General features: G+C 38.0%; 19 protein-coding genes and 2 tRNA genes. 20 read left to right on the top strand and 1 reads right to left on the bottom strand.

Annotation, left to right across the window (positions count from 1 at the left end; all coding sequences use genetic code 11):
* Positions 1-18 precede the first annotated feature (18 nt).
* Entirely contained in the window at positions 19-2,154 is a 2,136-nt protein-coding gene (locus AC1MCB_RS14500) for a prolyl oligopeptidase family serine peptidase (protein WP_479965422.1), read from the bottom strand.
* A gap of 105 nt (positions 2,155-2,259) precedes the next feature.
* Between AC1MCB_RS14500 and AC1MCB_RS14495 the strand changes: the two genes are divergently transcribed.
* The 20 genes from AC1MCB_RS14495 (at position 2,260) to AC1MCB_RS14400 (ending at position 23,768) form a co-directional block, all read left to right on the top strand.
* On the top strand, positions 2,260-3,036 hold the full coding sequence (locus tag AC1MCB_RS14495) for a UDP-2,3-diacylglucosamine diphosphatase (protein WP_479968746.1): 777 nt from the start codon (positions 2,260-2,262) through the stop codon (positions 3,034-3,036).
* Positions 3,037-3,216: 180 nt separating this feature from the next.
* Positions 3,217-4,290: a peptide chain release factor 1 gene (gene prfA, locus AC1MCB_RS14490; RefSeq protein ID WP_479965421.1), complete on the top strand. Its 1,074-nt coding sequence runs from the start codon at positions 3,217-3,219 to the stop codon at positions 4,288-4,290.
* A gap of 169 nt (positions 4,291-4,459) precedes the next feature.
* Positions 4,460-4,532, top strand: a tRNA-Lys gene (locus tag AC1MCB_RS14485).
* A 64-nt stretch (positions 4,533-4,596) separates the two neighbouring features.
* Positions 4,597-4,673, top strand: a tRNA-Asp gene (locus AC1MCB_RS14480).
* Positions 4,674-5,024: 351 nt separating this feature from the next.
* Positions 5,025-5,591, top strand: a complete 567-nt coding sequence (locus AC1MCB_RS14475; RefSeq protein ID WP_479965420.1) for a serine O-acetyltransferase — start codon at positions 5,025-5,027, stop codon at positions 5,589-5,591.
* A 283-nt stretch (positions 5,592-5,874) separates the two neighbouring features.
* The gene (locus AC1MCB_RS14470) at positions 5,875-6,621 is read left to right on the top strand and encodes a DUF4114 domain-containing protein (protein ID WP_479965419.1); all 747 of its coding nucleotides are present in this window, start codon (positions 5,875-5,877) and stop codon (positions 6,619-6,621) included.
* Positions 6,622-6,828: 207 nt separating this feature from the next.
* Complete coding sequence (locus AC1MCB_RS14465; RefSeq protein ID WP_479965418.1) at positions 6,829-8,187, top strand: sensor histidine kinase; 1,359 nt, start codon at positions 6,829-6,831, stop codon at positions 8,185-8,187.
* A 14-nt stretch (positions 8,188-8,201) separates the two neighbouring features.
* Positions 8,202-8,573: a response regulator gene (locus tag AC1MCB_RS14460; RefSeq protein WP_479965417.1), complete on the top strand. Its 372-nt coding sequence runs from the start codon at positions 8,202-8,204 to the stop codon at positions 8,571-8,573.
* 99 nt (positions 8,574-8,672) lie between these two features.
* Positions 8,673-10,106 carry a YitT family protein gene (locus AC1MCB_RS14455; protein ID WP_479965416.1) on the top strand — a complete coding sequence of 478 codons (1,434 nt, stop codon included), beginning with the start codon at positions 8,673-8,675 and terminating at the stop codon, positions 10,104-10,106.
* Between the two features lie 195 nt (positions 10,107-10,301).
* A complete protein-coding gene (locus AC1MCB_RS14450; protein ID WP_479965415.1) occupies positions 10,302-10,889 on the top strand; it encodes a YdcF family protein in 588 nt (195 codons plus the stop codon).
* Positions 10,890-11,111: 222 nt separating this feature from the next.
* Positions 11,112-11,849, top strand: coding sequence for a polysaccharide biosynthesis/export family protein (locus AC1MCB_RS14445; protein ID WP_479965414.1), 738 nt, complete (start codon positions 11,112-11,114; stop codon positions 11,847-11,849).
* A gap of 36 nt (positions 11,850-11,885) precedes the next feature.
* Entirely contained in the window at positions 11,886-14,207 is a 2,322-nt protein-coding gene (locus AC1MCB_RS14440; protein WP_479965413.1) for a GumC family protein, read from the top strand.
* A 75-nt stretch (positions 14,208-14,282) separates the two neighbouring features.
* A complete protein-coding gene (locus AC1MCB_RS14435; protein ID WP_479965412.1) occupies positions 14,283-15,584 on the top strand; it encodes a nucleotide sugar dehydrogenase in 1,302 nt (433 codons plus the stop codon).
* Positions 15,585-15,602: 18 nt separating this feature from the next.
* Positions 15,603-16,676 (top strand): glycosyltransferase, encoded by a 1,074-nt coding sequence (locus AC1MCB_RS14430; protein WP_479965411.1) that lies wholly within the window; start codon positions 15,603-15,605, stop codon positions 16,674-16,676.
* Between the two features lie 41 nt (positions 16,677-16,717).
* On the top strand, positions 16,718-17,737 hold the full coding sequence (locus AC1MCB_RS14425; protein WP_479965410.1) for an SDR family oxidoreductase: 1,020 nt from the start codon (positions 16,718-16,720) through the stop codon (positions 17,735-17,737).
* 124 nt (positions 17,738-17,861) lie between these two features.
* Complete coding sequence (locus tag AC1MCB_RS14420) at positions 17,862-19,304, top strand: lipopolysaccharide biosynthesis protein (RefSeq protein ID WP_479965409.1); 1,443 nt, start codon at positions 17,862-17,864, stop codon at positions 19,302-19,304.
* Positions 19,305-19,328: 24 nt separating this feature from the next.
* Entirely contained in the window at positions 19,329-20,309 is a 981-nt protein-coding gene (locus AC1MCB_RS14415; protein WP_479965408.1) for a hypothetical protein, read from the top strand.
* A 104-nt stretch (positions 20,310-20,413) separates the two neighbouring features.
* Complete coding sequence (locus AC1MCB_RS14410; protein ID WP_479965407.1) at positions 20,414-21,625, top strand: hypothetical protein; 1,212 nt, start codon at positions 20,414-20,416, stop codon at positions 21,623-21,625.
* Positions 21,626-21,683: 58 nt separating this feature from the next.
* On the top strand, positions 21,684-22,742 hold the full coding sequence (locus AC1MCB_RS14405; RefSeq protein WP_479965406.1) for an NAD-dependent epimerase: 1,059 nt from the start codon (positions 21,684-21,686) through the stop codon (positions 22,740-22,742).
* A 51-nt stretch (positions 22,743-22,793) separates the two neighbouring features.
* Complete coding sequence (locus tag AC1MCB_RS14400) at positions 22,794-23,768, top strand: glycosyltransferase (RefSeq protein ID WP_479965405.1); 975 nt, start codon at positions 22,794-22,796, stop codon at positions 23,766-23,768.
* Positions 23,769-23,781: the final 13 nt, after the last annotated feature.

Raw genomic sequence — 23,781 nt, 5'->3', positions numbered from 1 at the left:
TTATTTACAATGCCATCACTACTGAAATCTCAAGCCCATGTTGTAGAGCATGAAGGCCCATTTGTCGGCCTGCTCCTCGATGATTTTTCCAGTAGGCTTCCCTGCTCCGTGTCCGGCATTAGTTTCTATACGAATTAATGCAGGGCTGGCACCTTTGTGATAATCCTGCAAACGAGCAGCAAACTTGAAAGAATGCGCCGGCACCACACGATCGTCATGATCTGCCGTGGTAATTAATGTGGCCGGATAGGAAACCCCTGGTTTTAGTGCATGATAGGGCGAGTACTTGACCAGGTAATCGAACATTTCTTTCGATTCTTCGGCAGTGCCGTAATCGTAAGCCCAGCCTGCGCCTGCAGTGAACTTGTTATAACGCAACATATCCAAAACCCCAACTGCTGGAAAAGCAACTTTAAAAAGCTCCGGGCGCTGGCTCATAACAGCTCCGACAAGTAAACCTCCATTGGAACCGCCTGCAATGGCAAGGTAATTTTTTGATGTATACTTGTTTTCGATTAGATATTCTGCTGCGGCTATAAAGTCGTCAAATACGTTTTGCTTCTGCAATTTGGTGCCAGCCAGGTGCCACTTCTCTCCATACTCACCACCACCGCGGATATTTGGAACTGCATAGATTCCACCTTGCTCTAACAAAATGATGTTAGATGTGCTGAAAGAGGGCGTTAAGCTTACGCCAAAGCCGCCATAGGCATATAATAAAGTAGGGTTACTGCCATTAAGGACTATTCCTTTTTTATGCGTGATGATCATCGGGATACTAGTTCCGTCCTTTGACTTATAGAAAACCTGCCTGGACTCATACAGGGATGGGTCAAAGTCAACGGCTGATTTTTTAAACACTACCGACTGTCCCGACGGGATGTTGAATTTGAAAATTGTTGGTGGGTAGACATATGAGGTAAAAGTATAGTACAATTCTTTTTCTGTCTTTTTAGCATTAAAACCGCTTGCAGAACCTACACCTGGCAACGTAATTGTCCGCTCGAGCTGTCCATCCATATCATATTGCATCACCAGGGAGGTTGCGTCTTTTAAATAGTTAGCGAAAAGTTTACCACCGCCGGTGCTGATATCCAGGACATTTTTGGTTTCAGGAATCAAATCTTTCCAGTTTTCAGGGCGGGGATTCGATGCGTCAACCGTTACAACTTTATAGTTTGGTGCGTTTAAGTTAGTGTGAATGAATAACTTGCTTGCTATATTGTCAACCACGGTATGGTTCCCGTCAAAGTTATCGACCATTTTGGTGATAGGGCTTCCTGGCTTTGAAAGGTCCTGGATATACAGTTCATTTCCTGTGGTAGATTTCGATGCAGAAATAACCAGAAAACGGTTATCGTCGGTAACACTAGCGCCGATGTAACGACGTGGGGTAACGTCACCACCAAAAATCAATTGATCCTCTGTTTGAGAAGTACCCAATTTATGGAAAAATAGTTTATGGTATTGTGTTAACCCTGATAGTTGGCTTCCCTCAGCAGGTTTTTCATAGCTGCTGTAATAGAAACCTTCGTTACCGCGCCATGCAAGGCCGGAGAACTTTACATCACGAAGAGTATCGCCGATTATTGATTTATCTTCTGTTTTTAAGATGATTACTTTACGCCAGTCTGAACCACCTTCGGAAATTTGGTAGGCAGCAATACTGCCATCTTTTGTAAATTCAATGCCTGCTAATGATGTGGTAGCATCCTGCGAGAATTTGTTAGGATCTAAAAACACTTCAGCAGGGCCGTTCTTTTTTTGACGGTAAAGAATATATTGGTTTTGCAAACCGTCATTTTTATAGAAATAGATGTAATTGCCCTCTTTAAAAGGTGCGGTGTATTTTTCATAATTCCAGAGTTTTTCCAGTCTGTTCTTGATTTCACTCCGGAATGGAATTTTTGCAAGATAATCTTGAGTGACTTTGTTTTGAGCTGTCACCCATTCCTTAGTATCTGCGGCCCGGTCGTCTTCCAGCCAACGATAAGGATCCTTAACGGTTGTTCCGAAATAGGTGTCTGTTACTTCTGTTTTCTTTGTCTGGGGATAAGTCATGTTTGTGGGTGAACTACTACTGTGCTGGGCATAGCTGCTGAACGGACAGGCAAATGCTATGATAGCCAGACTGAAATATGCAAACTGCTTCATAATTATTTGGTTAAAATCTAAAATTAGTAAAAGGTATTGGAAATGGAATTTCGGCTGCAGATTTCCGGGTCAGGCGGAAGTAGTTTTTTATGTATTTTTGGCCAAATGACTTCCGGAACGTACATATACTTTGCATCTGACTTTCACCTGGGAGTGCCTGATCATTTGTCAAGCCGGCAGCGCGAAGATCGTATCGTTCGATGGCTAAACTCTATTAAGGATACTGCGGCTGAGATCTATTTACTTGGCGACATATTTGATTTCTGGTTTGAATATGCCACCGTTGTGCCGAAAGGCTATATTCGGCTACTGGGTAAGCTTGCTGAACTTTCTGATAACGGGGTGCGTATCGTAATGTTTAAGGGGAATCATGACATGTGGATGTTCGACTATTTCAAAGAGGAACTTGGCATTGAAATAGTCTCGGATGAACTAATTATCGAACGTTCGGGGAAAAGGTTTTTCTTACATCATGGCGATGGTCTTGGACCTGGGGACCCGGGATATAAATTTTTAAAGAAATTTTTTAGGAGCAAGTTTTGCCAATGGCTTTTCGCGAGACTCCATCCTAATTTTGGTGTTGGGATTGCTAAAAAGTGGTCGGCAAAGAGCAGGCTGGCAAATAATCAGAGAGAGGAATTTAAGTCTGCTGAACAAGAGTGGTTGATAAGCTATTCTAAAAAGTTGCTTTCGAAGACTCATTTTGATTACTTGATTTTTGGTCACCGGCACTTACCTTTGGACGTTGAAATCGACAATAGCCGTTATATTAATCTGGGAGAATGGATAAACTATAATTCATATGCGGTTTTTAATGGTGAGCGGTTGGTGATAAAGTGTTTTGAATCGCAGACCAGCATTGATAAGATGACGGTAAGTTAACCTAAAAAGCATTATTTTTGTAGGCTTTTTGGCGGAAATCTTTAGTAAATAACTCACATTCATTCAATTTTGAATGATGGTTGCAGGACTACCAGGAGCAGGTAGATAAAGTCAAATCTCTGCTGTTAAATGAATGATGAATGCTGAATCGGAGTTTCGATTTCAGCCCTAAAAAACGATATGTTACAGAAATTACAGTTCATAAAAGAACGTTGGGAAGAGGTAGAGCGTGAGTTGAGCAATCCGGCAGTGATGAGCGACATGAAACGCTACGCCCAGTTAAATAAAGAGTACAAAGACTTGGGTAAGATAGTTGACGAATTCAACATTTACAGCAACATTATTAGCAACATTGAAACTAATAAAGGCTTGCTCGCAAGTGAGAAGGATGACGAGATGCGTGAAATGGTAAAAATGGACCTGGATGAGTTGCTTGAGCAGCAGGAAAGCCTGGAAGAGAAAATCAGGCTTATGCTGATTCCTCAGGATCCAGAGGATGCCAAGCATGCGATTGTTGAGATACGAGGTGGAACGGGAGGTGATGAAGCAGCTTTATTTGCTGGTGACCTCTATAGGATGTACACCCGTTTTTGTGAGCGAAAGGGTTGGAAGATAGAAGTGGTAGATGTTACAGAAGGGTCAGCCGGCGGATATAAGGAGGTCGTTTTTAATGTCCTTGCAGATGATTCTTATGGTCAGCTGAAATATGAGTCGGGAGTTCACCGCGTGCAGCGTGTTCCGGATACGGAAACGCAGGGTAGGGTACATACCTCGGCAGCTTCTGTAGTGGTTTTACCCGAGGCGGATGAATTTGATGTGGATATCAGCATGAATGATGTCCGTAAGGACCTTTTTTGTTCTTCCGGACCTGGTGGGCAATCAGTGAACACAACTTATTCTGCAGTGAGGCTTACTCACCTTCCTACGGGACTAGTGGCGCAATGTCAGGATCAAAAATCACAGCTTAAAAACTTTGACAAAGCTTTTGCGGTTCTGCGAAGCCGGGTTTACGAACTGGAACTTGCTAAGAAGTTGGAAGAAGAATCTAAGAAACGCAAGACAATGGTGGCTACAGGCGACAGATCAGCAAAAGTGCGGACTTATAATTATCCTCAAGGCCGCGTAACAGAACATCGTATTGGTTTAACAATTTATAACTTGCCCAATGTGATGAACGGGGAAATTCAGGAAATTATTGACCAGCTTCAACTTGCTGAAAATGCAGAAAAGATGAAAGATGGTACGGTTGCTTAGGTGCCGAATTGAAAATGTGCAGATTAGGTAAAATATTAAATATTGAGAATGAAGCGGTTAGGTACTAAGTGAAATTAAATAATATATAATGTTGCACTGTATGGATTATAACCCTATATTTGCCTCACTTTTAAGGAAAACCACTTAAAAGAAGTTCTCAAAAAATGATGATTCCGTAGCTCAGCTGGTAGAGCATAACACTTTTAATGTTGGGGTCCTGGGTTCGAATCCCAGCGGGATCACAAGAAAAAAAAACGTATCTTTGGCCAACAATGTTGGTTATCCAGCAGATACAAATGGTGAAACGGTTCGGTAGTTCAGTTGGTTAGAATACATGCCTGTCACGCATGGGGTCGCGGGTTCGAGTCCCGTCCGGACCGCCAACAATTCCCCTTAGATACTTTCTAAGGGGTTTTTTTTGCGTGTATCTTTTTGAAAATATCTTAAACTTCTCGTTTATAATCTCACATTCCTTACCTTTTTAGTTTTCGATTTACAATTTGAATAATAATTTATATTGTATAATGCTATATGGTGGCGGACCTTTTAGTGTAAACTACTAAGGTTGCATCCAGCTTGTCGGATAAGTTCCAGTATAATCCCCGATCACAAACCTTTGCGTAATGCTGCTGTTTGATACCATCGGGGCAGGATAACAAGGGTTTGGCTATCCCAATGATAGCCGAGTTTGCTTGATCATTACTTTTTCTTTAGATTTGACTAACAAGCTAAGAATGACAGGAAACATCAACAAGATCATTAAAGCGGATCTTTTCAGATACGGCGGGCGAACGTCTATTTTGAAAGGATTTGCCAGTGAGGGGTTCCGGTATATGTATTTCTTTCGGAAAGCGTCTCGTTATCCTAAATTTTCACCGCTCGGCCTTTTTTACCGATGCATTGTAAGACACCTGGGTTATAAATTTGGCTATCAAATACCCGTAAACACTAGTATTGGTGCAGGTTTCTACATCGGTCACTTTGGGACGGTAGTTATCAATGGCAATGCAAAGATTGGCCGAAACTGCAACATCGCGCATTCCACAACAATAGGCATGTCCAACAGAGGCAACCGTAAGGGAGTGCCTACCATCGGTGACAAGGTATGGATTGGAACAGGAGCGGTCATAGTCGGTAATGTAAATATAGGCTCTAACGTCTTAATCGCGCCAAACTCATATGTCAATATTGACGTGCCAGCCGATTCATTGGTTATAGGAAACCCCGCCAAAATTATTCCTAGAGTGGACGCAACGGAAGGGTATGTTAACTTTATAATAGATGAGCGGATTGCTGTTTGATCGGGCGAATTGTTGTTACTATTTTTCTTTGGGTATAATGAGTTGACTTCTCAATGATCTAGCCGTTAAATAGGGCTTCTTCACTCCGCCAAGCTTGTCCTATAAGTACAGAGGTTTATTCAGAAGATGGCGTTAGTCTTGCCTTTAAATAGCTCTAATTTTATTTATTTTCTTGCGATAAAAGACTTCAATAAAATTGGCTAGATAATTGTTTACACCTTAATAAAATAGCTTTCATGCTTTTTTATTTTTAATATTATTATTCATACCTAAATCTGCACTCATGAAGAATTACTTACCTGTTTTATTCGTTTTGTTAATATCATTTACAGCTTGTAAAAAGGAAAAGGCACCGATTAATGGCGGTACAACTCCGGTAGAATTTCCCGATACAGAATACGCTTACCTTGGCGAATATGATGAAACCGGTAAGCCGAAAAATATGGAGCGTGACGTTGTGAGTCCGGGATTCTCATCATTTATAGCGAGCAAATTGCCTGAAAGAAGTGATATCCGGACAACGAATCCCGATTATTTGAAAAATGCGGATCTTGCAATTACTGTAAAATCTGACGTTTTTATCACATTCATCAGTGAAGGAACAGGGTACTCAAATTCAGTTGGTTATTACTTATATAAGACAGGCGCCGCACCAAAGACGCCTGGAGATATAGCGAAAATCACCTATATGTTTCCCTTGGCACAAGCAAATGATGGGGGATCACTAAGAGCCGGGGATAAAGTAAAGCTTGGAACCATTGAGGCTGGAACTTCCATTGGCTTTGTATTAATTCAAAAAGGCTGGGATTTTACAACAAAAAAAGTGAATGATAAAATGCCCCACTTTTGTTCAAATAAGGAGCTAAATCCTGAAAACCTGGTAGAATTAAAAGCTCACACTGTTCTTTTCGAATATCCAGCTGAAAATAAAGTTGTTATCGGATTTGAAGACATTAATAGAACCTCTCCTGAATGTGATCACGATTTTAATGACGTTGTTGTCAACGCTACGGTAGTGCCAAGCAAATAAAATTAAGACTTACCTCTTATTACCATCTTAATTAAATTAAGATGGTTTTTTTTTGCCTCAATTTTTAATTAATTCCGTATAAATGCGTTAACTTATTGAGTTTTATTATTATAACGTCCAAATTTTAAAACGAGCAAACATTTTTATAACTTCATTGACAGCTGGTTTATCAAGACTAAACACTTCTACTAATTGAATTGTGCTTATATGTCGTTAGCTCCGTTTCTGGTCTCCTTTTTCCTTTTACGGTATCTTCAGAAATCCTGGGTTCCGCTTCTCGCCTCATTTAAATGGTCGCACGTTCTAAGAGCATTCCTTATTGGAGGAATTAGTCTGTTATTTATTGAAACAATATTCGATGCAGAAAAAGTAACCAAGTGGATCTGGCATCTGATTGTAATTGGGATCGCTATTTTCATGTACAAGACTGATGATTTAAAGCACAGTCGAACTATACTGCTGGGAGTTATACCGTTTATTGCAATAACCCTGGTTAGTGATATTATCGAATTGCTTTCTGCCGATCTTTTCACGGTTTTGAACAACTACCTTGGAACAGCGCTCGTTTTTTCCTGGATCTGGTTTGGTGCAATGTGGATTAATAATAATAAACAACAGAAGGCTCTCGAGAAGGAGCGATTAATGAGAAAATTTGAAGAAGAACGGAATAAAATTATTGCTGCTAGAAAGGAAGAGTTAGAAATAATGGTGAACCAACGTACAGCTGAGCTGACAGCACAAAAGGAGGACCTACTAAGAGCATTGGCAGATTTAAGTGCCACCCAGACGAAATTGATTCAACAAGAAAAGCTAGTGTCTCTAGGTGAATTAACTGCCGGAATTGCGCATGAAATACAGAATCCGTTGAACTTTGTAAATAACTTTTCGGAAGTAAGCTCCGAGCTTATTGATGAACTTCAGGAAGAGCGTGGAAAGCAACTTCGTGATTCTGGAACTGAAGCCGAAATTTTGGAGACCCTTAAGGAGAATTTAGCGAAAATAAAGCATCACGGTAAAAGAGCAGACGCGATTGTAAAAGGAATGCTTCAGCATTCAAGGAACAGCGATGGTAAGATTGAACCGGTTGATATAAATGCCTTAACGGACGAATATTTAAGATTAAGTTATCACGGATTAAGAGCAAAAGACAAAAATTTTAATGTGTTGTTGAATACCAATTTTGATAATTCCATCGGTGAAATAAATGTTTTACCTCAGGACTTGGGCCGGGTTATTCTAAATCTGTTAACAAACGCTTTTTATTCAGTAAACGAAAAGCGAAGACAAAACAAACAAGGTTATGAGCCTACGGTCTGGGTGGAAACCAAAAGAATCAAAAACAAGGTATTGATTAAGATTCGGGATAACGGCCTAGGAATTCCCTCTAAAATTATTGATAAAATTTACCAACCATTTTTTACGACCAAGCCAGTTGGCGAGGGCACCGGATTAGGTCTGTCATTAAGTTACGATATCATTACCAAGAGCCATCAGGGAGAAATGAGGGTTGACACTAAAGAAGGTGAGTATGCAGAATTTTGTATATTAATTCCGGTAAACTTATGAACATGGTAAAGCCAATGAAAATTCTTGCTGTAGATGACGAGAAAGATATGAAAGCGCTATTTGAACAGCGGTTTCGAAAAGAGATTAAAACAGGTGTTGTTGAATTTGCCTTTGCTTCATCTGGTGAAGAAGCGCTGACCTACCTTGAAGCTAATAACCACGAGGCTGTGCTAATTTTGTCTGATATAAATATGCCAGGCATGAGCGGTCTCGAATTGCTTCAGCACATCAAAAAAAGGTTTTGTTCACCGCCGCCCGTAGTAATGATGGTCACTGCCTATGGTGATGCCGAAAACTATAATAATGCAATCAGACTAGGGGCAGATGACTTTTTAACAAAGCCTATTGATTTTACTTTACTCAAGCAAAAACTCAAATTAAACTAGTTGTTGCAAGCTGGCTTTATCTCATGGTACGCGTTTGAATTTCTAAATGTATATTAGGTGATCTTTATTATGCAGTTAACAAGGATATCCAGGCTTATCATGTCTAAACTGGAGAATGAACTTTCTCCTAAGTTTACTTATCATAATGCAGCTCATACAGCCGCAGTAATGGAAACAGCCGGGCAACTAGCAGATGAAGAAAACCTTGATGAAGACGACAAAACAATTGTTGTCACCGCGGGATTATTTCATGATGCTGGATTTCTCATGGCTGTGGATAATCACGAAGAGAGATCTTGTAGTCTGGCAAGGGAACATTTGCCCTCTTATGAGTATTCCTCTCACCAAGTCGAAGAAGTTTGCCGGTTGATTATGGCGACCAAAGATCCAAAAATTGCCAGGGATAAGTTAGAGGCTATTATCTGTGATGCAGACCTTTCCTACCTGGGGACAGATTCATTTCAAACGCATTCAGCAAAATTATATAAGGAGCAGAAAGCGCTGTATAGGCTTTCGAAGATCGAAAATTGGCCGGAAAAGCAAGTCGAACTATTGAGGTCACATCAATATTTTACGGATTCCGCTAAAAAACATTTTAATCAGAAAAAGGAGCAAAACCTGCAACATTTGATTAAGACAAATAAGCTCTCCGCTTCTCTATTAACCCCTGATAATAATGGATTTTTTGTTGTTCAGGATTTTCTTCTGATAGTAGCCGGGGTAATTATTGCTGGTTTCGCCTTGCAGGGCTTTCTGGTTCCAAATCATTTTTTTGATGGCGGTATAACTGGAATTTCACTCTTGCTGCATGAACAGTATGGTTTTAACCTGGGCTATATAATCGTCCTTGCGAATATTCCGCTCATCGTCGCTAGTTACTATGCTATAAATTTCAAGTTTGCAGTTAAAACTTTCATATGTGTACTATTGCTGGGAATTTGCTTACTATACTTTCCATACCCTATAATAACCTCGGACAAGTTGCTTATTTCAATTTTCGGGGGGTTTTTCCTTGGAATCGGAATTGGCTTGACAATGCGGGCTGGTTGCGCCCTGGACGGTGTAGAAATTTTAGCGCTATTTACGATAAAGCGAACGAGCTTTACGATCACAGAAATAATACTTGGAATTAATGTGATGATCTTTAGTATCGCTGCCATTAAGTTCGGTATGGAGACCGCACTTTATTCGATTCTAACCTATTTTACTGCGTCCAAGACGGTTGACTATGTTGTGGAAGGAATTGAGGCCTACACAGGAGTAACTATTATCTCAGGTCAAAGCGATATCATGAAAGAACGGTTAGTTAATCAATTAGGGAGAGGTATCACCGTTTATAAAGGTGAAAGAGGGTTTCTGCCCGGAAATTTCCACCAAAGCAGTGATTGCGACATCATATTCACGGTTGTCACCCGATTGGAAATGCGAAAACTTAAAAATCTTGTCGCAGAAACTGACCCTAAAGCCTTTGTTTTTGCGAGTACTATCAAAGAAGCATCTGGCGGAATCTTACGAAGACGATCGACTCATTAATTATGAATTTGCCATTTAACGTATATAATTTCAATGTTTTTCCTCCTTTCAAAACTTCTAATATTTTTGCTTAATCCGCTTATTTGGATTTTTAGTAGCCTTCTTCTTGCGGTGGTTGCTTCGAACAAGAAAATCAAATACTGGGCATTATTCACATCATTGATCCTACTGATCCTATTATCCAATCCTTTTTTATTGAATCAATTCGCTCGTCAATGGGATATAGATACAGAGAATTTCGATAAAAATAAAGTGTACAGTTGTGCCATTGTATTAGGCGGATTTTCTTCGGAAGGAGAGAATGGTTCAGGATTTTTTAACGCATCTGCTGACAGGTTTATCCAAGCTTTGAAGCTGAAAAGTAAAGGCAACGTATCAAACCTCCTGATAACCGGTGGCAATAGCGAAATTATTCCTGGCAAGTTTCGCGAGAGTGTATGGGTGAGGGATCAATTAATGCAACTGAATATACCAGATAGTACTATCCTAATCGAAGCCAATGCTAGAAATACCATTGAAAATGCTTCGTATACGAAAATTGCTTTAAAGAACAGGAATTTAGAACCGCCTTTCCTATTAATTACTTCTGCGTTTCATATGCGCAGATCTCTATACACATTTCATAGAGCCGGTATACAGGTGATACCTTACTCCTCGAATTTTATTGCCGGGAGGCATGAGGTCTCTTTTGATGATTTTGTTCCTCAGGCCGAGGTTATAAATAAGTGGGGAGTATATTTAAAAGAGCTGATTGGTTTTGGCATATATTATGTTAAAGGATGATGCCTATGTTTTTAAGTTACAAGTCGAGTTTAAAGTTTTAACTTAAAATAGCGAAGCTCAGCTTGGTGACTTTTTATCTTAATGAATCAATATAGGTAGACTATAAGTAGGGCTATTATACTTTCAGATTGGTTAACTATCGCCAACTGATATTTTTTAATCCTCGATTGTAGTATTGCGGGTCGAGTTGTTTTAATATCTTCATAATTTAATGATAATCTGATGAAACAAAAATTAATTGTTCTAATTTCTTGCCTATTTTTATTTGGATCTTGCGAGCCTAGGAAAAATCTTGTATATTTTAGTGAAGGAAATCCAAATTCCAAGGGCGCTTCAAACGCTTTAGCTTCAATGGAGGTAAAGATTCAGCCTGATGATATTCTTCGAGTGTCAGTCAATACATTAAGTTTAGAGTCAAACGCCTTATTTAATCCTACAGTTAATGAAACAGGTTATAAAGTTGATAAATCAGGGAATATCAGTTTTCCGGTACTCGGTGTAATTAAGGTTGATGGTCTAACACTTGAGCAAGCTCAAACTAAGATAGGCAAGGAAGTCGAAAAATATGCGAAGAATCCAAATGTAATTGTTCAATTTTTAAACTTTAAAATTACTGTAATAGGAGAAGTCGCACGACCTAACAGTTTTGCAATCACCAACGATAAAGTGAACCTTCTTGAGGCGTTAGGATTGGCTGGAGATATGACGGTTTACGGAAAGCGTGAGAATGTATTGATTATCAGGCAAAATGGGAATGAACGAACAATGGCTCGTGTAAATATGAATAGTCGCGACGTTATCAATTCTCCTTTTTTCAATTTAAAACAGAATGATATTGTTTATGTAGAACCGGATCGGGCAAAGGCAACTGTACTTAACACTAATACCAGGTATATTACAATAGCTGTTTCAGCTGCTATAACCTTAGCAGGAATAATAATCAGCAACTACTATAGGTAAATTTCATAATGTACAATAACACTCTCAAGTAGCAACATGGCTTATAATAATTCTTCTTTCCAAAGTCAAAATACTAAGGAAGATATAATGCAAATGGTTTACAAGTATTTAAAGTACTGGTATATTTTTATCGCCAGCGTTGTGCTTTGTTTTGCACTTGCCTGGCTCTACTTAAAGACTAAAACGCCCGCTTATATGGTTACCAGTACTCTGGTAATTCAAGAAGATACCAAAGGGGAAAGTTCAATGAAGGCTACAGCCTTCAGCGACCTGGACATGTTTCGTCAAGTAGTAACAGTAGATAATGAGATTGCTGCACTTCGTTCACGCAGTTTATGGGAAAAAGTTTTAACCGGGCTTCCACTGCAAGTTGTTTACCAAGTTGAAACTCCATTTAAGACTGATGAGTTGTATGGTTCAACTCTACCAGTGATTGTTAATGTTGAAAAGTTGAATAAGGGAGCATATGCTCAAAGCCTCATTATTAAAATCGTCGACGATAAAAGTTTTAAAATTGGAACGGAGGACCAGCTTAGGGCATATCAATTCTCCCAAAAGATCCGAACCCCTGATTATATCATCACGGTTGTAAAAGGTCCTGCATTCAGTTCTTCAGAGCAAGACCCCATTAAGATTAAATTCAATAATTTAAAATCGATGGCTGAAAGTTATAGTTCCTCTGGACTGGATGTAAGCCCAATCTCAAAGGAATCTAATACGATTGTGTTGTCGCTTGTCGATGCTATTCCTGAGCGATCCATCGATATCTTAAATCATCTGATAGAAACTTATAATGGCGAGAATGTTGATAACAAAAATCGATTAGCATTAAACACTATCAAATTTATTGACAATCGTTTAAAGTATCTGGGGGCAGATCTAACAAGTACAGGTATAGAAGTTGAGGATTATAAACAAGCTAATCGCGTAACGGATGTAGCCTCTGATGCCAGTCAAAGCCTACAGTATGCAGGGGATTATGATAGAGAATTGAGTGTAGTTGACATCCAACGTAATGTGGTAGAGTCAATGGAGTCCTACATAAACAAACCTAGTGGGCAATTTGAGCTGGTTCCGAGTACTCTTGGTTTACAGGATCCAACCTTATCCGGATTAACTAGTAAATATAATGACCTCCAAATTGAACGTGAAAGGCTTTTGAGAACGGCTGAACCTAATAACCCTCTCGTTATCAATATAAACGAACAACTTTCTGGTTTAAGGAATAATATAAGCGAGAATTTAAGGAACATAAAAAAAGGATTAAATATTACAAGAAATAAGTTGCAGGCCAATTCCTCAAAATTTGAGTCACAGATTCGATCTGCACCATCAATAGAAAGAGGACTGACCGAGCGAAACCGCGAGCAGGGCGTTAAGGAAAGTCTATACCAATACCTGCTTCAAAAACGAGAAGAAACGACATTGTCATTATCTGCTACTGCTCCAACTTCCCGAGTAATTGACGCTCCAAATTACAAGTCTTCCCCCATCAGTCCAAAAAGTTCATTTATCTATATGTGTGCATTGCTGCTTGGACTTTCGTTGCCAGCAGGTGGTATATTTGTTAAAGAATTACTTAATACGAAAATCCAACACGTTAGTGACATTGAACAAATCAGCGGTGCCATGATTTTGGGTGAACTTAGTCATAAGGATAATAAGGATTCTTTAGTAGTTAATAAGTCAAGTAGGACAACTATATCTGAATTATTTAGATATATACGGACGAACCTGAATTATATGACAGAGGCCAGTGGTCATAAGGTTATGCTGATTACTTCGAGTATGAAAGGGGAGGGTAAAACATTCTTTAGTATTAATTTGGGCGCTACCCTGGCTCTTGTAGACAAAAGGGTAGTTCTATTAGAATTTGATGTGAGAAAGCCGGATTTATTGAGAAATCTTAACTTAACTTCCAAAGTTGGTCTCACAAATTATTTGAAGGGTGAAAATTCTATTGATGAAATTATTCTACAATCTCCTACTCAACCTAATTTATTTGTAATCGGCTGTGGTCCAATGCCTGAAAATCCAGCTGAGTTACTTATGAGTCAACGAATGTCAGGGTTATTTGACGAATTGAAGGAGAGATTTGATTACATAATTATTGACACCTCACCGGTAGGACAGGTTGCTGATGCATTTAGCTTGGCCCCGTATGCTGACGCTAGTATTTATTTGGTTAGATACAATTATACCGATAAGGTTCAATTAAACATCCTTAAGGATATTTTTGATAACAACAAGTTGAATAATCCTATGATTGTTTTAAATGACGCTAAATCGGACGGGTTTCGAGGATATGGTTATGGGGGATATGGTTATGGTTATGCCGACCAGAAAGCATATAGTTAATTAAGTAGGGCTGAACCGCAGGGAAAACGCTGTGATGCTTAAAATACATAAAATTTCGTATAAACTAATTTTTTGATGAATAATAATTTTTTGCCCGATGCCCGAATTGCCATTATTGGCTTAGGATATGTTGGATTGCCATTAGCAGTTGAATTTGCTAAAAAATATAGAGTTGTCGGTTTTGATATTCATATGACGAGAATTGATGAATTGAACAGTGGCATCGATCGCACGCTCGAAGTAGATTCCGAATCTTTGCAGGCAGTTCTTTCAGATAAAGATAGTTCTGGCGTCGGATTAATTTGTACCAATCAGATTGAACTGCTAGAATCGTGTAATTACTACATAGTAACGGTTCCAACACCTGTTGATAAAAATAACCGACCAGACCTGACGCCATTATATAAGGCTAGTGAAACGGTCGCAAAAGTTTTAAAAAAAGGTGATACAGTTATTTATGAGTCCACCGTCTATCCCGGTGTTACAGAAGAAGAATGTGTCCCCGTTCTGGAAAAACGTTCAGGTTTAAAATTTAATGTCGATTTTTTTGCCGGTTATTCTCCCGAGCGTATTAACCCAGGGGATAAATTACATACGGTTTCAAAAATTTTGAAGATCACTTCTGGCTCTAATCCTGAGACGGCTGAACGCGTAGATATCTTGTATAGTTCGGTAATAACGGCTGGAACACATAAAGCAACGTCGATAAAAGTTGCTGAAGCGGCAAAAGTCATCGAAAACGCACAACGTGATATTAATATCGCTTTTGTAAATGAGCTGGCGAAGATTTTTAATTTATTAGGCATTGATACACATGATGTTCTGGAAGCGGCGGGTACAAAATGGAATTTTCTAAAATTTCAGCCTGGTCTGGTTGGTGGGCATTGTATCGGAGTGGATCCTTATTATCTTGCTCAAAAAGCGCAGGAAGCGGGTTATCATCCCGAGATTATTCTTGCCGGTCGCCGTGTGAACGATGGAATGGGGAATTATGTAGCTGACGAATTGGTCAAGCAAATGTTATGGAAAGCCATACCCGTGGCGGGGAGCAAAGTATTAATATTAGGATTTACATTTAAAGAAAATTGTCCTGACGTTCGCAATACGAAGGTTATAGATATTGTTCGACGGCTTGAAACGTATAAAATAGATGTTAGTATACACGATCCGTGGGCTGATCCCGTTCAAGTAGAGCACGAATATGGGGTAGTATGTATGAACGGTGAGGCAAAAGATTTTAAATATGACGCAGTGCTGCTGGCCGTTGCTCACGATGAATTCAAAGGGCTTGACGTTTCGAAATTATGCAACGAACAGACTGTGATATACGACCTAAAATCTATGCTACCCCTTGATATTATTGATGCACGATTATAAGTTTTCTATACCTTCTAAATGGATAAATATTTAATTGATATTGAAGTTCCTCGAGTAAATAATGCAGGCTTTAAGCTTAGGAGCGATTTTAATTACTTTTCAGCAGCCCATAATTATTTACCACTGAAAGTTTGGATTCCGAGATACAAAAACGTCTTTATTAATTTGTTTCTGATAAATTTACTTTCAGTGTTTCTTTTTCTGAAATACTTAATTGTTTTTAAGAAAGGGAGTCGGGTACTTATTCAGTATCCTTTAAATTTTAAATACATAGAAGCTTTTTTTAAAATTAGAAAGTTTAAATCTTTGGAGCTTGGAATACTCATAAATGATTTGGATAGCCTTAGACATAAAAAGCATATGAACCGGGAATTTTTATTGTTGAAGAAACTCGATTATATCCTTAGTCCAAATGATAAAATGAGTTCATACTTGCGAGAAAATGGGGTTGCAGTTCCCATTATTAATATAGGAATGTATGATTATAAAGTCGAGGATGTGGATCTGTCTAACACAGGTGATCCAGCAGCAACAGGTAAATCTGTTGTGATTTTCGCGGGAAATCTAAAAAGGAATAAATCAGGATTTATATATTCCCTTAAGGAAACCGCAGGTGCACAAATCTCGTTTCACCTGTATGGTGATAATTACACAACTGATGATATTATTCCCAATGTAATATATAAGGGTTCATTCTCTCCAGATTATATCAGTGGCCTGGAGGGTGATTATGGTTTGGTATGGGATGGTCCTGACTTGTCCACATGTTCTGGAAACTATGGTAGTTATCTGAAATTGAATAATCCGCATAAAACTTCACTGTATTTAACTGCCGGTCTGCCAATAATCACATGGGACCAATCCGCAATTTCGGAGTTTATTTCAGCAAACGGAGTAGGCATATGTGTTGGCAGCCTGCACGAACTGCCAGAGGCTTTAGGAAATATATCAACTGAAGAATATTCTGCAATGAGAGCAAATGCTCTAAATATCAGCAAAAAGCTTAAAAATGGACATTATTTAGGCCAGGCAATTAAATCATCAGAGGCTCTAGTCAAAGATCGTTCGGATGTAGAATTGACTGTTTTTTAATTTAGTCCTTCAATTTTTTCTTTATATAAATTTTATTTTTTATGAGTATATATACCGTTCCTTATCACGGGGAAAAAGATCTATCAAATTTGAGTTTTCTGGTGACAGGTGGAGCCGGTTTCATTGGTTCTAACTTGGTTGAATATTTGATTAAATATGGTGTTGGGAAAGTAAGAGTCTTAGATAATTTTAGCACGGGCTTTAAAGAAAATTTAGCCCCCTTTTTTGACCTTGAGAATTTTGAACTAATTGAAGGTGATATTCGAGATCTCGCAAGTTGTAAGACTGCGGTAAATGGCATCGATTATGTTTTACATCAGGCTGCTTTAGGCTCTGTTCCACGATCTATTAAAGACCCTGTGACTTCTAATGAAGTGAATGTGAGCGGGTTTCTTAATATGCTTGTTGCCGCCCGCGATGAAGGTGTCAAACGGTTTGTGTATGCAGCATCATCATCAACCTATGGTGATAGTAAAGAGCTGCCCAAACATGAAGAAAGAATTGGAAAGCCGTTATCACCTTATGCTGTCACTAAATACGTGAATGAGTTATATGCTGATGTGTTTTCTAGTTTGTATGGGTTGGAATTAATTGGCTTAAGGTATTTTAATGTTTTCGGACAAAGGCAAGATCCAAATGGTGCTTATGCTGCGGTTATTCCAAAATTTGTCTCTAACCTTCTGGATTTTGAAAGCCCAGTGATTAATGGAGACGGTGAGTTTTCGAGGGATTTCACTTACATAGATAATGTAGTACAGATGAACATTCTATCAGCTCTCACCACAAATGGAGATTCTATAAATCAAGTTTATAATGTTGCCTACGGTAAAAAGACGAGCTTAAATGATTTATTAAGTCTCTTAAAGGAAAGTTTAGCTGAAATGGATCCAGGTGTTCAAGGTGTTAAGGTTGTTTATGGCCCGGGGAGAGCTGGTGATATACCTCATTCCTTAGCATCTATTGAGAAGGCTCAGCGTTTACTGAATTATGCTCCTAGATTTTCCTTAGAGTTGGGATTAAAAGAAGCAGTGAAATATTATGTTGCAACAGCCAAACTTTAAAACAATATGCCTGGTAGTGTATACCTGACAAGGTTTTAATCGTTAAAGGATTAACGTGAATTTAGATAATGATTTCAACTTTTGATCACGGTCAACCACTAGACCAATTTACTGATATTGCGGCATGGGTTTGAGGCAAAAAGCCGTAGGAGGACTTTTTTGGACATTTATTCAACAGTTTAGTAGTAAAATAATCACATTCGTTGTTTCAATTATTTTGGCCAGACTGTTATCTCCGGCTGAATTCGGACTGATTGGAATGCTTTCAATCTTTATTGGTGTCGGAGTATCGCTAATGGATAGTGGAATGACTTCCTCATTAATTAGAACTAAAGATGCGAATCAGCGAGACTATTCAACTGTATTTGTTTTAAATATCGCTGCGAGCGTAATTATTTACGCCATAGTTTACATTGCCGCTCCCTATATAGCGGCGTTCTATGGACATTCCGTATTAACGAATATACTTAGGGTTTACTCAATTTCTTTCTTCTTGTCCGCTTTTATGGGCGTCCAAAGTGCTAAGTTAACCAAGGATATGAATTTTAAGCTGCAGATGCTTATTCAGATTCCCTCCGTAATAGGCAGTGGGATTTTGGGGGTTTCTATGGCCTATTATGGATTCGGTGTTTGGAGTCTAGTTTATATGAGCTTATTTCAAAGCTTTCTGTTGTCAGCTCAGTATTGGTTTCACTCTGATTGGCGGCCAAGTTTGCGTTTTTATAGTAAAAATTTTAGATATCATTTTTCGTTCGGATATAAAATTACTTTGCATGGTTTGATCGGTACAATTTATCAGAATATTTTCACAGTGATAATTGGTAAGTATTATTCTGCTGATTTATTAGGTTTTTATAGTCGGGCACTATCAATGCGGCAATTTCCTATTTCTAACTTGTCTGCAGCCCTTGAAAAGGTTACCTATCCTTTGTTTTCCTCGATAAACGATGATAATGTTAAGTTAAAGCAAGTTTACCGAAGGCTAATTCAGCAGGTTGTATTTTGGATTGTTCCTCTATTAACTTTGTTGATAGTGGTAGCAGAACCCTTATTTAGATTTCTTTTAACAGAAAAGTGGTTGCCTGCTGTTCCATACTTTCAAATTCTTTGCATAAGTGGAATGCTATTACCGTTGCAAAGCTATAATGGAAATATTATCAAAATTAAAGGCCACACTGGCATTATTTTAAAAATTCAAATAATAGAAAAGATATTTGCACTGATTGGTATAGTCATTGCAATTCCGTTTGGAATTTATGCTTTATTGTATTCGCAAGTTTTTTCCGCGCTGCTGTCTTATTACATGGTAGCCTATTATGGAGGAAGAATGATTGCATATCCAATGTCTGAGCAGATAATTGACATCCTCCCATCGGTGTTGCTCGCAATGTTGATTGGGTTTTTAATTTGGCTTTTGGACAGTTTCATATTTAAAGGATACTATTTGAATGACTTTTTCAGAATTGTAATCAATGGAGTTTTATATTTTGGTATTTATCTTGGAATTTCAAGTTTGATGAAGGTAGCCGCAATAACTGATTTCAAAATTTTGGTAATGAATAAGTAAGGATTTGTAAGGATTATTGCAACTATGATATATATATTGGCTAATTATGGAGAAAAGCATCTCGGTTTTTTATTAACAAGTCTGTATTCTATAAGAAAGAATGCGCCTGAGGCTGAAATTTTCGTCTTCTGGCAAGACATAGAATCCCAAATATTTACCTATTCGCAGCAGGTTTATTCTGAAGTCAACTTTGTAAAGACTAATTTTGATATTCAAGGAAATCAGATTGTTAGAACTTCTAGCAAAACATTTTTATGGCATTATGCGGCGCAATTTTTATGCGATCGGGGTTATACTGATGCATGTTTTCTGGACTGTGATACTTTGCTCATCAAAGACGTTAAACATTTATTTTCCGAGGAGTTTGATATTGGATTCTCTGTCAAACAGGATGTGTGGCCTTTAAATACAGGAGTCCTGCTTGTTAAGCTAAGTGAAAAAACGACTAATTTCTTTTTAAAATGGCAACGACTTACTTTGGATATCCTAAATGATCCGATTTCATCTCAGCAGGCAAATGTGAAAGATTTCCCCTATGGAGGTGCAGATCAAATGTCATTTTATAAATTGATAGACTATAAAGATGGACAGGTGACATTCCATAATGATAGTCTTACTTCCAAAGCATTTGATTCAAAAGTAATTAATCAAACGGAGTCTGAGGATTTGCAAGAATGCAATCATATAATTCACTATAAGGGTGGGTGGCAGAGTGTGTTATTGGAAGGTGACACCTTTAAATATCGGTCTCTTGCGGATTCTCTTCCACAATATAATCTTTTTGCAAAAAACTATATGGAAACCAGGGATATGTTTATTAAATTCTACCCCGAGTTGAAAAGACATTCTTTAGGGATTAGATTACCCTCCTGGTTTAATACCAAGAGGAACAAAGTAGTAAAAATGCTGTATGTTAAAAAGCAATTTACAAGCTACTGTAACAATTACATTAAGGCGATTTCAAAGCTTTTCATTGATAAGTCTAAGAGTCTAATAGTTCGTTAGTACCTGATAATGGAAAGAATAAGCAAAATATTCCCATTTACCTATTGTTACCGTTGAATATTCCAATTATAATGAATTTCTCCCAAAATTTCTCCGTGTAACAAATGACTAAGAAGGTTATTATAGGTGTGTTGGTGGTGTTGTACATTTATGTACTGGCTTTAAACATTTTTTTAAATCCTATTATTCGATTCCCTGCCCCATTGCTTTTTGGGATACCGTTGACTATATTCTTTGGCACGTTTGGCGGTAAGTTTTTATATTTCCGAGAGATTTTTTTTATCTTTTTGGCAAATTTGTTTGTCTATGTTATTGGCAACTCTGATTATGTAGCGATTACAGCTAACGCTATAAGCATCATCACATGTGCGCTTTTTTTTAACTACTTTGTAGGCACTGATACTAAACGGGTTAATTTTTCTATTATAGTTTTTTTCAGTGTGCTCAGTTTATCAGCAGTTATCATGCTATTAAACCATGCCTTTCCGGCACAAATTATAAGACTACGATCTCAGTTGTTAATGGGCGGGCAGATATTTCAAAGCCCTTCTGGAATTGCCGCATTTATTTTCGGTTTTGGGTATCAAATGGCAGCCCTTGCTTCTTTCCTTTTTATCTACACGTTAGCCACGAAAAGGAGCATTTTGATCAGAGTGGTAGCCCTTCTGTTTTGTCTGTTGGCCGTTTATTTTGGGATGCAAAGGTCTGTAGTTTTTGTATTTGTTGTAACAGTGTTTCTTTTTTCTATTGCCCGTTTTAAATTAAAGGCGTCAATTTTGTTAGGGTTGGTCTTCTTTTCGAGTTTTCTGATATACACCTTTGTGATCAAACAGCAGCTAACGGATTATGATAATGTCTTTTCAAAAAATGAACGGAACTCGGGTGAAAATCGCCAGGATCTTGTTTTTGAAAATCTCAAGATAATTTCGGACTACCCTTATGGATTGATTTTTCACGGCAAGGAATGGAGTGAGGTAGTTAGAGATAATCCCGTTTTCGGCAATGGGATCACCTCTCACAACGCGTATTTGATGTTCATTACTTTCGTCGGCCCATTTATTGGAATTTTCATTTTTATCGGTCTTTACGGACGACATTTTAAAATTTTCATTGATTCACTGCGGCATATTAAAGATAGTCGATATACGCTTCTTGTATGTCTGTGTTTTGCATTTTTAGGGGTATCAATGAATTCGCTATTCCATAATGGTTGGCTGGGAACCGGTGATGGCCCAACGGTTTTCTTATATTTTGCAATTATCAGAGTAAGTCAAAATATTTATTCTTCAAATTTGAAGAATAGTATAATGATTTGATCTTAACAATTATCTTAGGTTACTAAGTGGTAACTGGTACACGTTTTTTTTTCGAATTATGAAAGTTTTGGTTACCGGCAGTGCTGGATTTATTGGATTCCATTTAGTAAAATCTTTATTGAAACGAGGTGACGAGGTTATTGGCATTGATAATATCAACGAATATTATGATATTAATTTGAAGTATGGAAGATTAACTGACACAGGAATTGACATCAAGCAAATTAGAGATAATGTCAAGGTAAATAGTCTCAAATACGCAAATTATAGTTTTTATAAGGTCGATTTGCAGGATAAAGAGGAGTTAGTCAAAATCTTTAAAGACGAGTCATTTGATGCTGTATGTAATCTTGCCGCCCAGGCTGGAGTTCGGTATAGTCTTATTAATCCTCAGGCATATATAGATTCAAATATTCAAGGCTTTTTAAATATTCTCGAATGCTGTAGGACATTTACCATTAAACATTTGGTTTATGCCAGTTCATCCAGTGTCTACGGTTTAAATCAGCAAATGCCGTTTTCAGTTCATCATAACGCCGACCATCCTATTTCTCTTTACGCTGCTTCGAAGAAAAGTAATGAGTTAATGGCTCATTCATATAGCCACTTGTTTGCCATTCCTACTACAGGACTTCGCTTTTTTACAGTTTACGGACCATGGGGTAGACCCGATATGGCATTATTTTTATTTACTAAGGCCATTATTGATGGTGATCCCATTCAAATCTTTAATAAAGGCGATATGAGTCGTGATTTTACATATATAGACGATATTGTTGCGGGAGTTATAAGCGTTATCGATAACCCGGCAGTCGGAAATCGAGATTGGAATGGCGATCTTCATGACCCATCGTCTTCTACCGCTCCATATCAAATTTTTAATATCGGTAAGGGAAACCCTGTAAGCCTTTTGGAGTTTATTGATCAAATAGAAGCAAATATTGGAATTAAAGCCAATAGGCAATATCTTCCTCTACAAGCGGGAGACGTAGCGGAAACCTGGGCAGACATAGAGGACTTAGAAAATAAGTTTCAATTTAAACCAATATTCAGCGTAGCTGAAGGGGTGAAAAATTTTGTGGATTGGTATAAAACGTTTTATAGCATATCACAATAATAAGTCAGCAAAGCTTTCCAAGATAACAAAGTATAAATATAAAATCCTAGGATGGAGATAAGCGTTGTCATGTCGGTATATAATTCTCGCGATTACTTAATTGAGGCAGTCGAGTCAATATTAAACCAGACATTCAAAGAATTTGAATTTATAATAATCGACGACGGTTCAACGGATGACTCAGTTGAAATTATCAAGCAATATGCTTCTAAAGATCCGCGGATAATTTTAATAGAAAATGAGTTTAATATTGGTTTAGCATCATCTCTAAACAAGGGAATTAAACGCGCGACTGGTAGGTTCATTGCCCGTCAAGATGCAGATGATATTTCAGTTTTGGAGAGACTGAGATTACAGCTGGATTTCGCTAATGCTCATACGGAAATCGATGTGATAGGGTCAAATTGCTTCGTCATAGATATTAATGGTGACGTGGTCTATGAAGAGAAATCATCGTCCTCCGACCAGGATTTCCACAAAAATTTGCTTAACCGAAATGCTATTTTCGCCCATGGGTCTGCATTTGTAAAACGGGAAAGATTGATTGAATGTGGTTTATATGACGAACGTTTCTATTATGTTCAGGATGGAGAACTTTGGCTTCGTTTGTTGAGTTATAACGCTAAGATTTATGTATTAGAGGAAACTCTTTATTATTACAGGTTTACTCCAATACGTAATCCACAGAAGCGACATGCAAAAGCAAAGTTCAACGAAGTTCTTCAAATGCTTTATGTTAACTATGAGGACTCGAAAATAGTGGATTTAAAATTGGAGGAGATTTATAAGTATGTCGAAAAGGAATCACCAGAATTGAATCCTTTTTATCTATCTAACTATTGGAAAGGCTTGGCAAACGCGTCCTTTCTGAACAGTAATAAAAAGTTAAAATCATACTTCTATCTATTAAAGGCGATTTATGAAAAGAATTCCATTTCAAACTATATGAAATTTTTCGCTTTGGCAGTTATGTATATTTTTCCCAGATCGATAATGGGTTCTGTTATAAAACTGCTGAGAGCCTAGACAATGGTTTAGG

The sequence above is a fragment of the Daejeonella sp. AP26 genome (assembly GCF_056680515.1).
The sequence above is the reverse complement of the archived record's forward strand: the minus strand, read 5'-3'. Positions and strand labels throughout refer to the sequence as shown.

What these genes read in the sequence shown, in the direction of transcription:
- AC1MCB_RS14420 (WP_479965409.1), top strand. Translation starts at nt 17,862, where the DNA reads ATGGGTTTGAGGCAAAAAGCCGTAGGAGGACTTTTTTGGACATTTATT.
- AC1MCB_RS14460 (WP_479965417.1), top strand. Translation starts at nt 8,202, where the DNA reads ATGAAAATTCTTGCTGTAGATGACGAGAAAGATATGAAAGCGCTATTT.
- AC1MCB_RS14470 (WP_479965419.1), top strand. Translation starts at nt 5,875, where the DNA reads ATGAAGAATTACTTACCTGTTTTATTCGTTTTGTTAATATCATTTACA.
- AC1MCB_RS14410 (WP_479965407.1), top strand. Translation starts at nt 20,414, where the DNA reads ATGACTAAGAAGGTTATTATAGGTGTGTTGGTGGTGTTGTACATTTAT.
- AC1MCB_RS14455 (WP_479965416.1), top strand. Translation starts at nt 8,673, where the DNA reads ATGTCTAAACTGGAGAATGAACTTTCTCCTAAGTTTACTTATCATAAT.
- AC1MCB_RS14400 (WP_479965405.1), top strand. Translation starts at nt 22,794, where the DNA reads ATGGAGATAAGCGTTGTCATGTCGGTATATAATTCTCGCGATTACTTA.
- AC1MCB_RS14425 (WP_479965410.1), top strand. Translation starts at nt 16,718, where the DNA reads ATGAGTATATATACCGTTCCTTATCACGGGGAAAAAGATCTATCAAAT.
- AC1MCB_RS14440 (WP_479965413.1), top strand. Translation starts at nt 11,886, where the DNA reads ATGGCTTATAATAATTCTTCTTTCCAAAGTCAAAATACTAAGGAAGAT.
- prfA (WP_479965421.1), top strand. Translation starts at nt 3,217, where the DNA reads ATGTTACAGAAATTACAGTTCATAAAAGAACGTTGGGAAGAGGTAGAG.
- AC1MCB_RS14445 (WP_479965414.1), top strand. Translation starts at nt 11,112, where the DNA reads ATGAAACAAAAATTAATTGTTCTAATTTCTTGCCTATTTTTATTTGGA.
- AC1MCB_RS14465 (WP_479965418.1), top strand. Translation starts at nt 6,829, where the DNA reads ATGTCGTTAGCTCCGTTTCTGGTCTCCTTTTTCCTTTTACGGTATCTT.
- AC1MCB_RS14495 (WP_479968746.1), top strand. Translation starts at nt 2,260, where the DNA reads ATGACTTCCGGAACGTACATATACTTTGCATCTGACTTTCACCTGGGA.
- AC1MCB_RS14415 (WP_479965408.1), top strand. Translation starts at nt 19,329, where the DNA reads ATGATATATATATTGGCTAATTATGGAGAAAAGCATCTCGGTTTTTTA.
- AC1MCB_RS14405 (WP_479965406.1), top strand. Translation starts at nt 21,684, where the DNA reads ATGAAAGTTTTGGTTACCGGCAGTGCTGGATTTATTGGATTCCATTTA.
- AC1MCB_RS14430 (WP_479965411.1), top strand. Translation starts at nt 15,603, where the DNA reads ATGGATAAATATTTAATTGATATTGAAGTTCCTCGAGTAAATAATGCA.
- AC1MCB_RS14500 (WP_479965422.1), bottom strand. Translation starts at nt 2,154, where the DNA reads ATGAAGCAGTTTGCATATTTCAGTCTGGCTATCATAGCATTTGCCTGT.
- AC1MCB_RS14475 (WP_479965420.1), top strand. Translation starts at nt 5,025, where the DNA reads ATGACAGGAAACATCAACAAGATCATTAAAGCGGATCTTTTCAGATAC.
- AC1MCB_RS14435 (WP_479965412.1), top strand. Translation starts at nt 14,283, where the DNA reads ATGAATAATAATTTTTTGCCCGATGCCCGAATTGCCATTATTGGCTTA.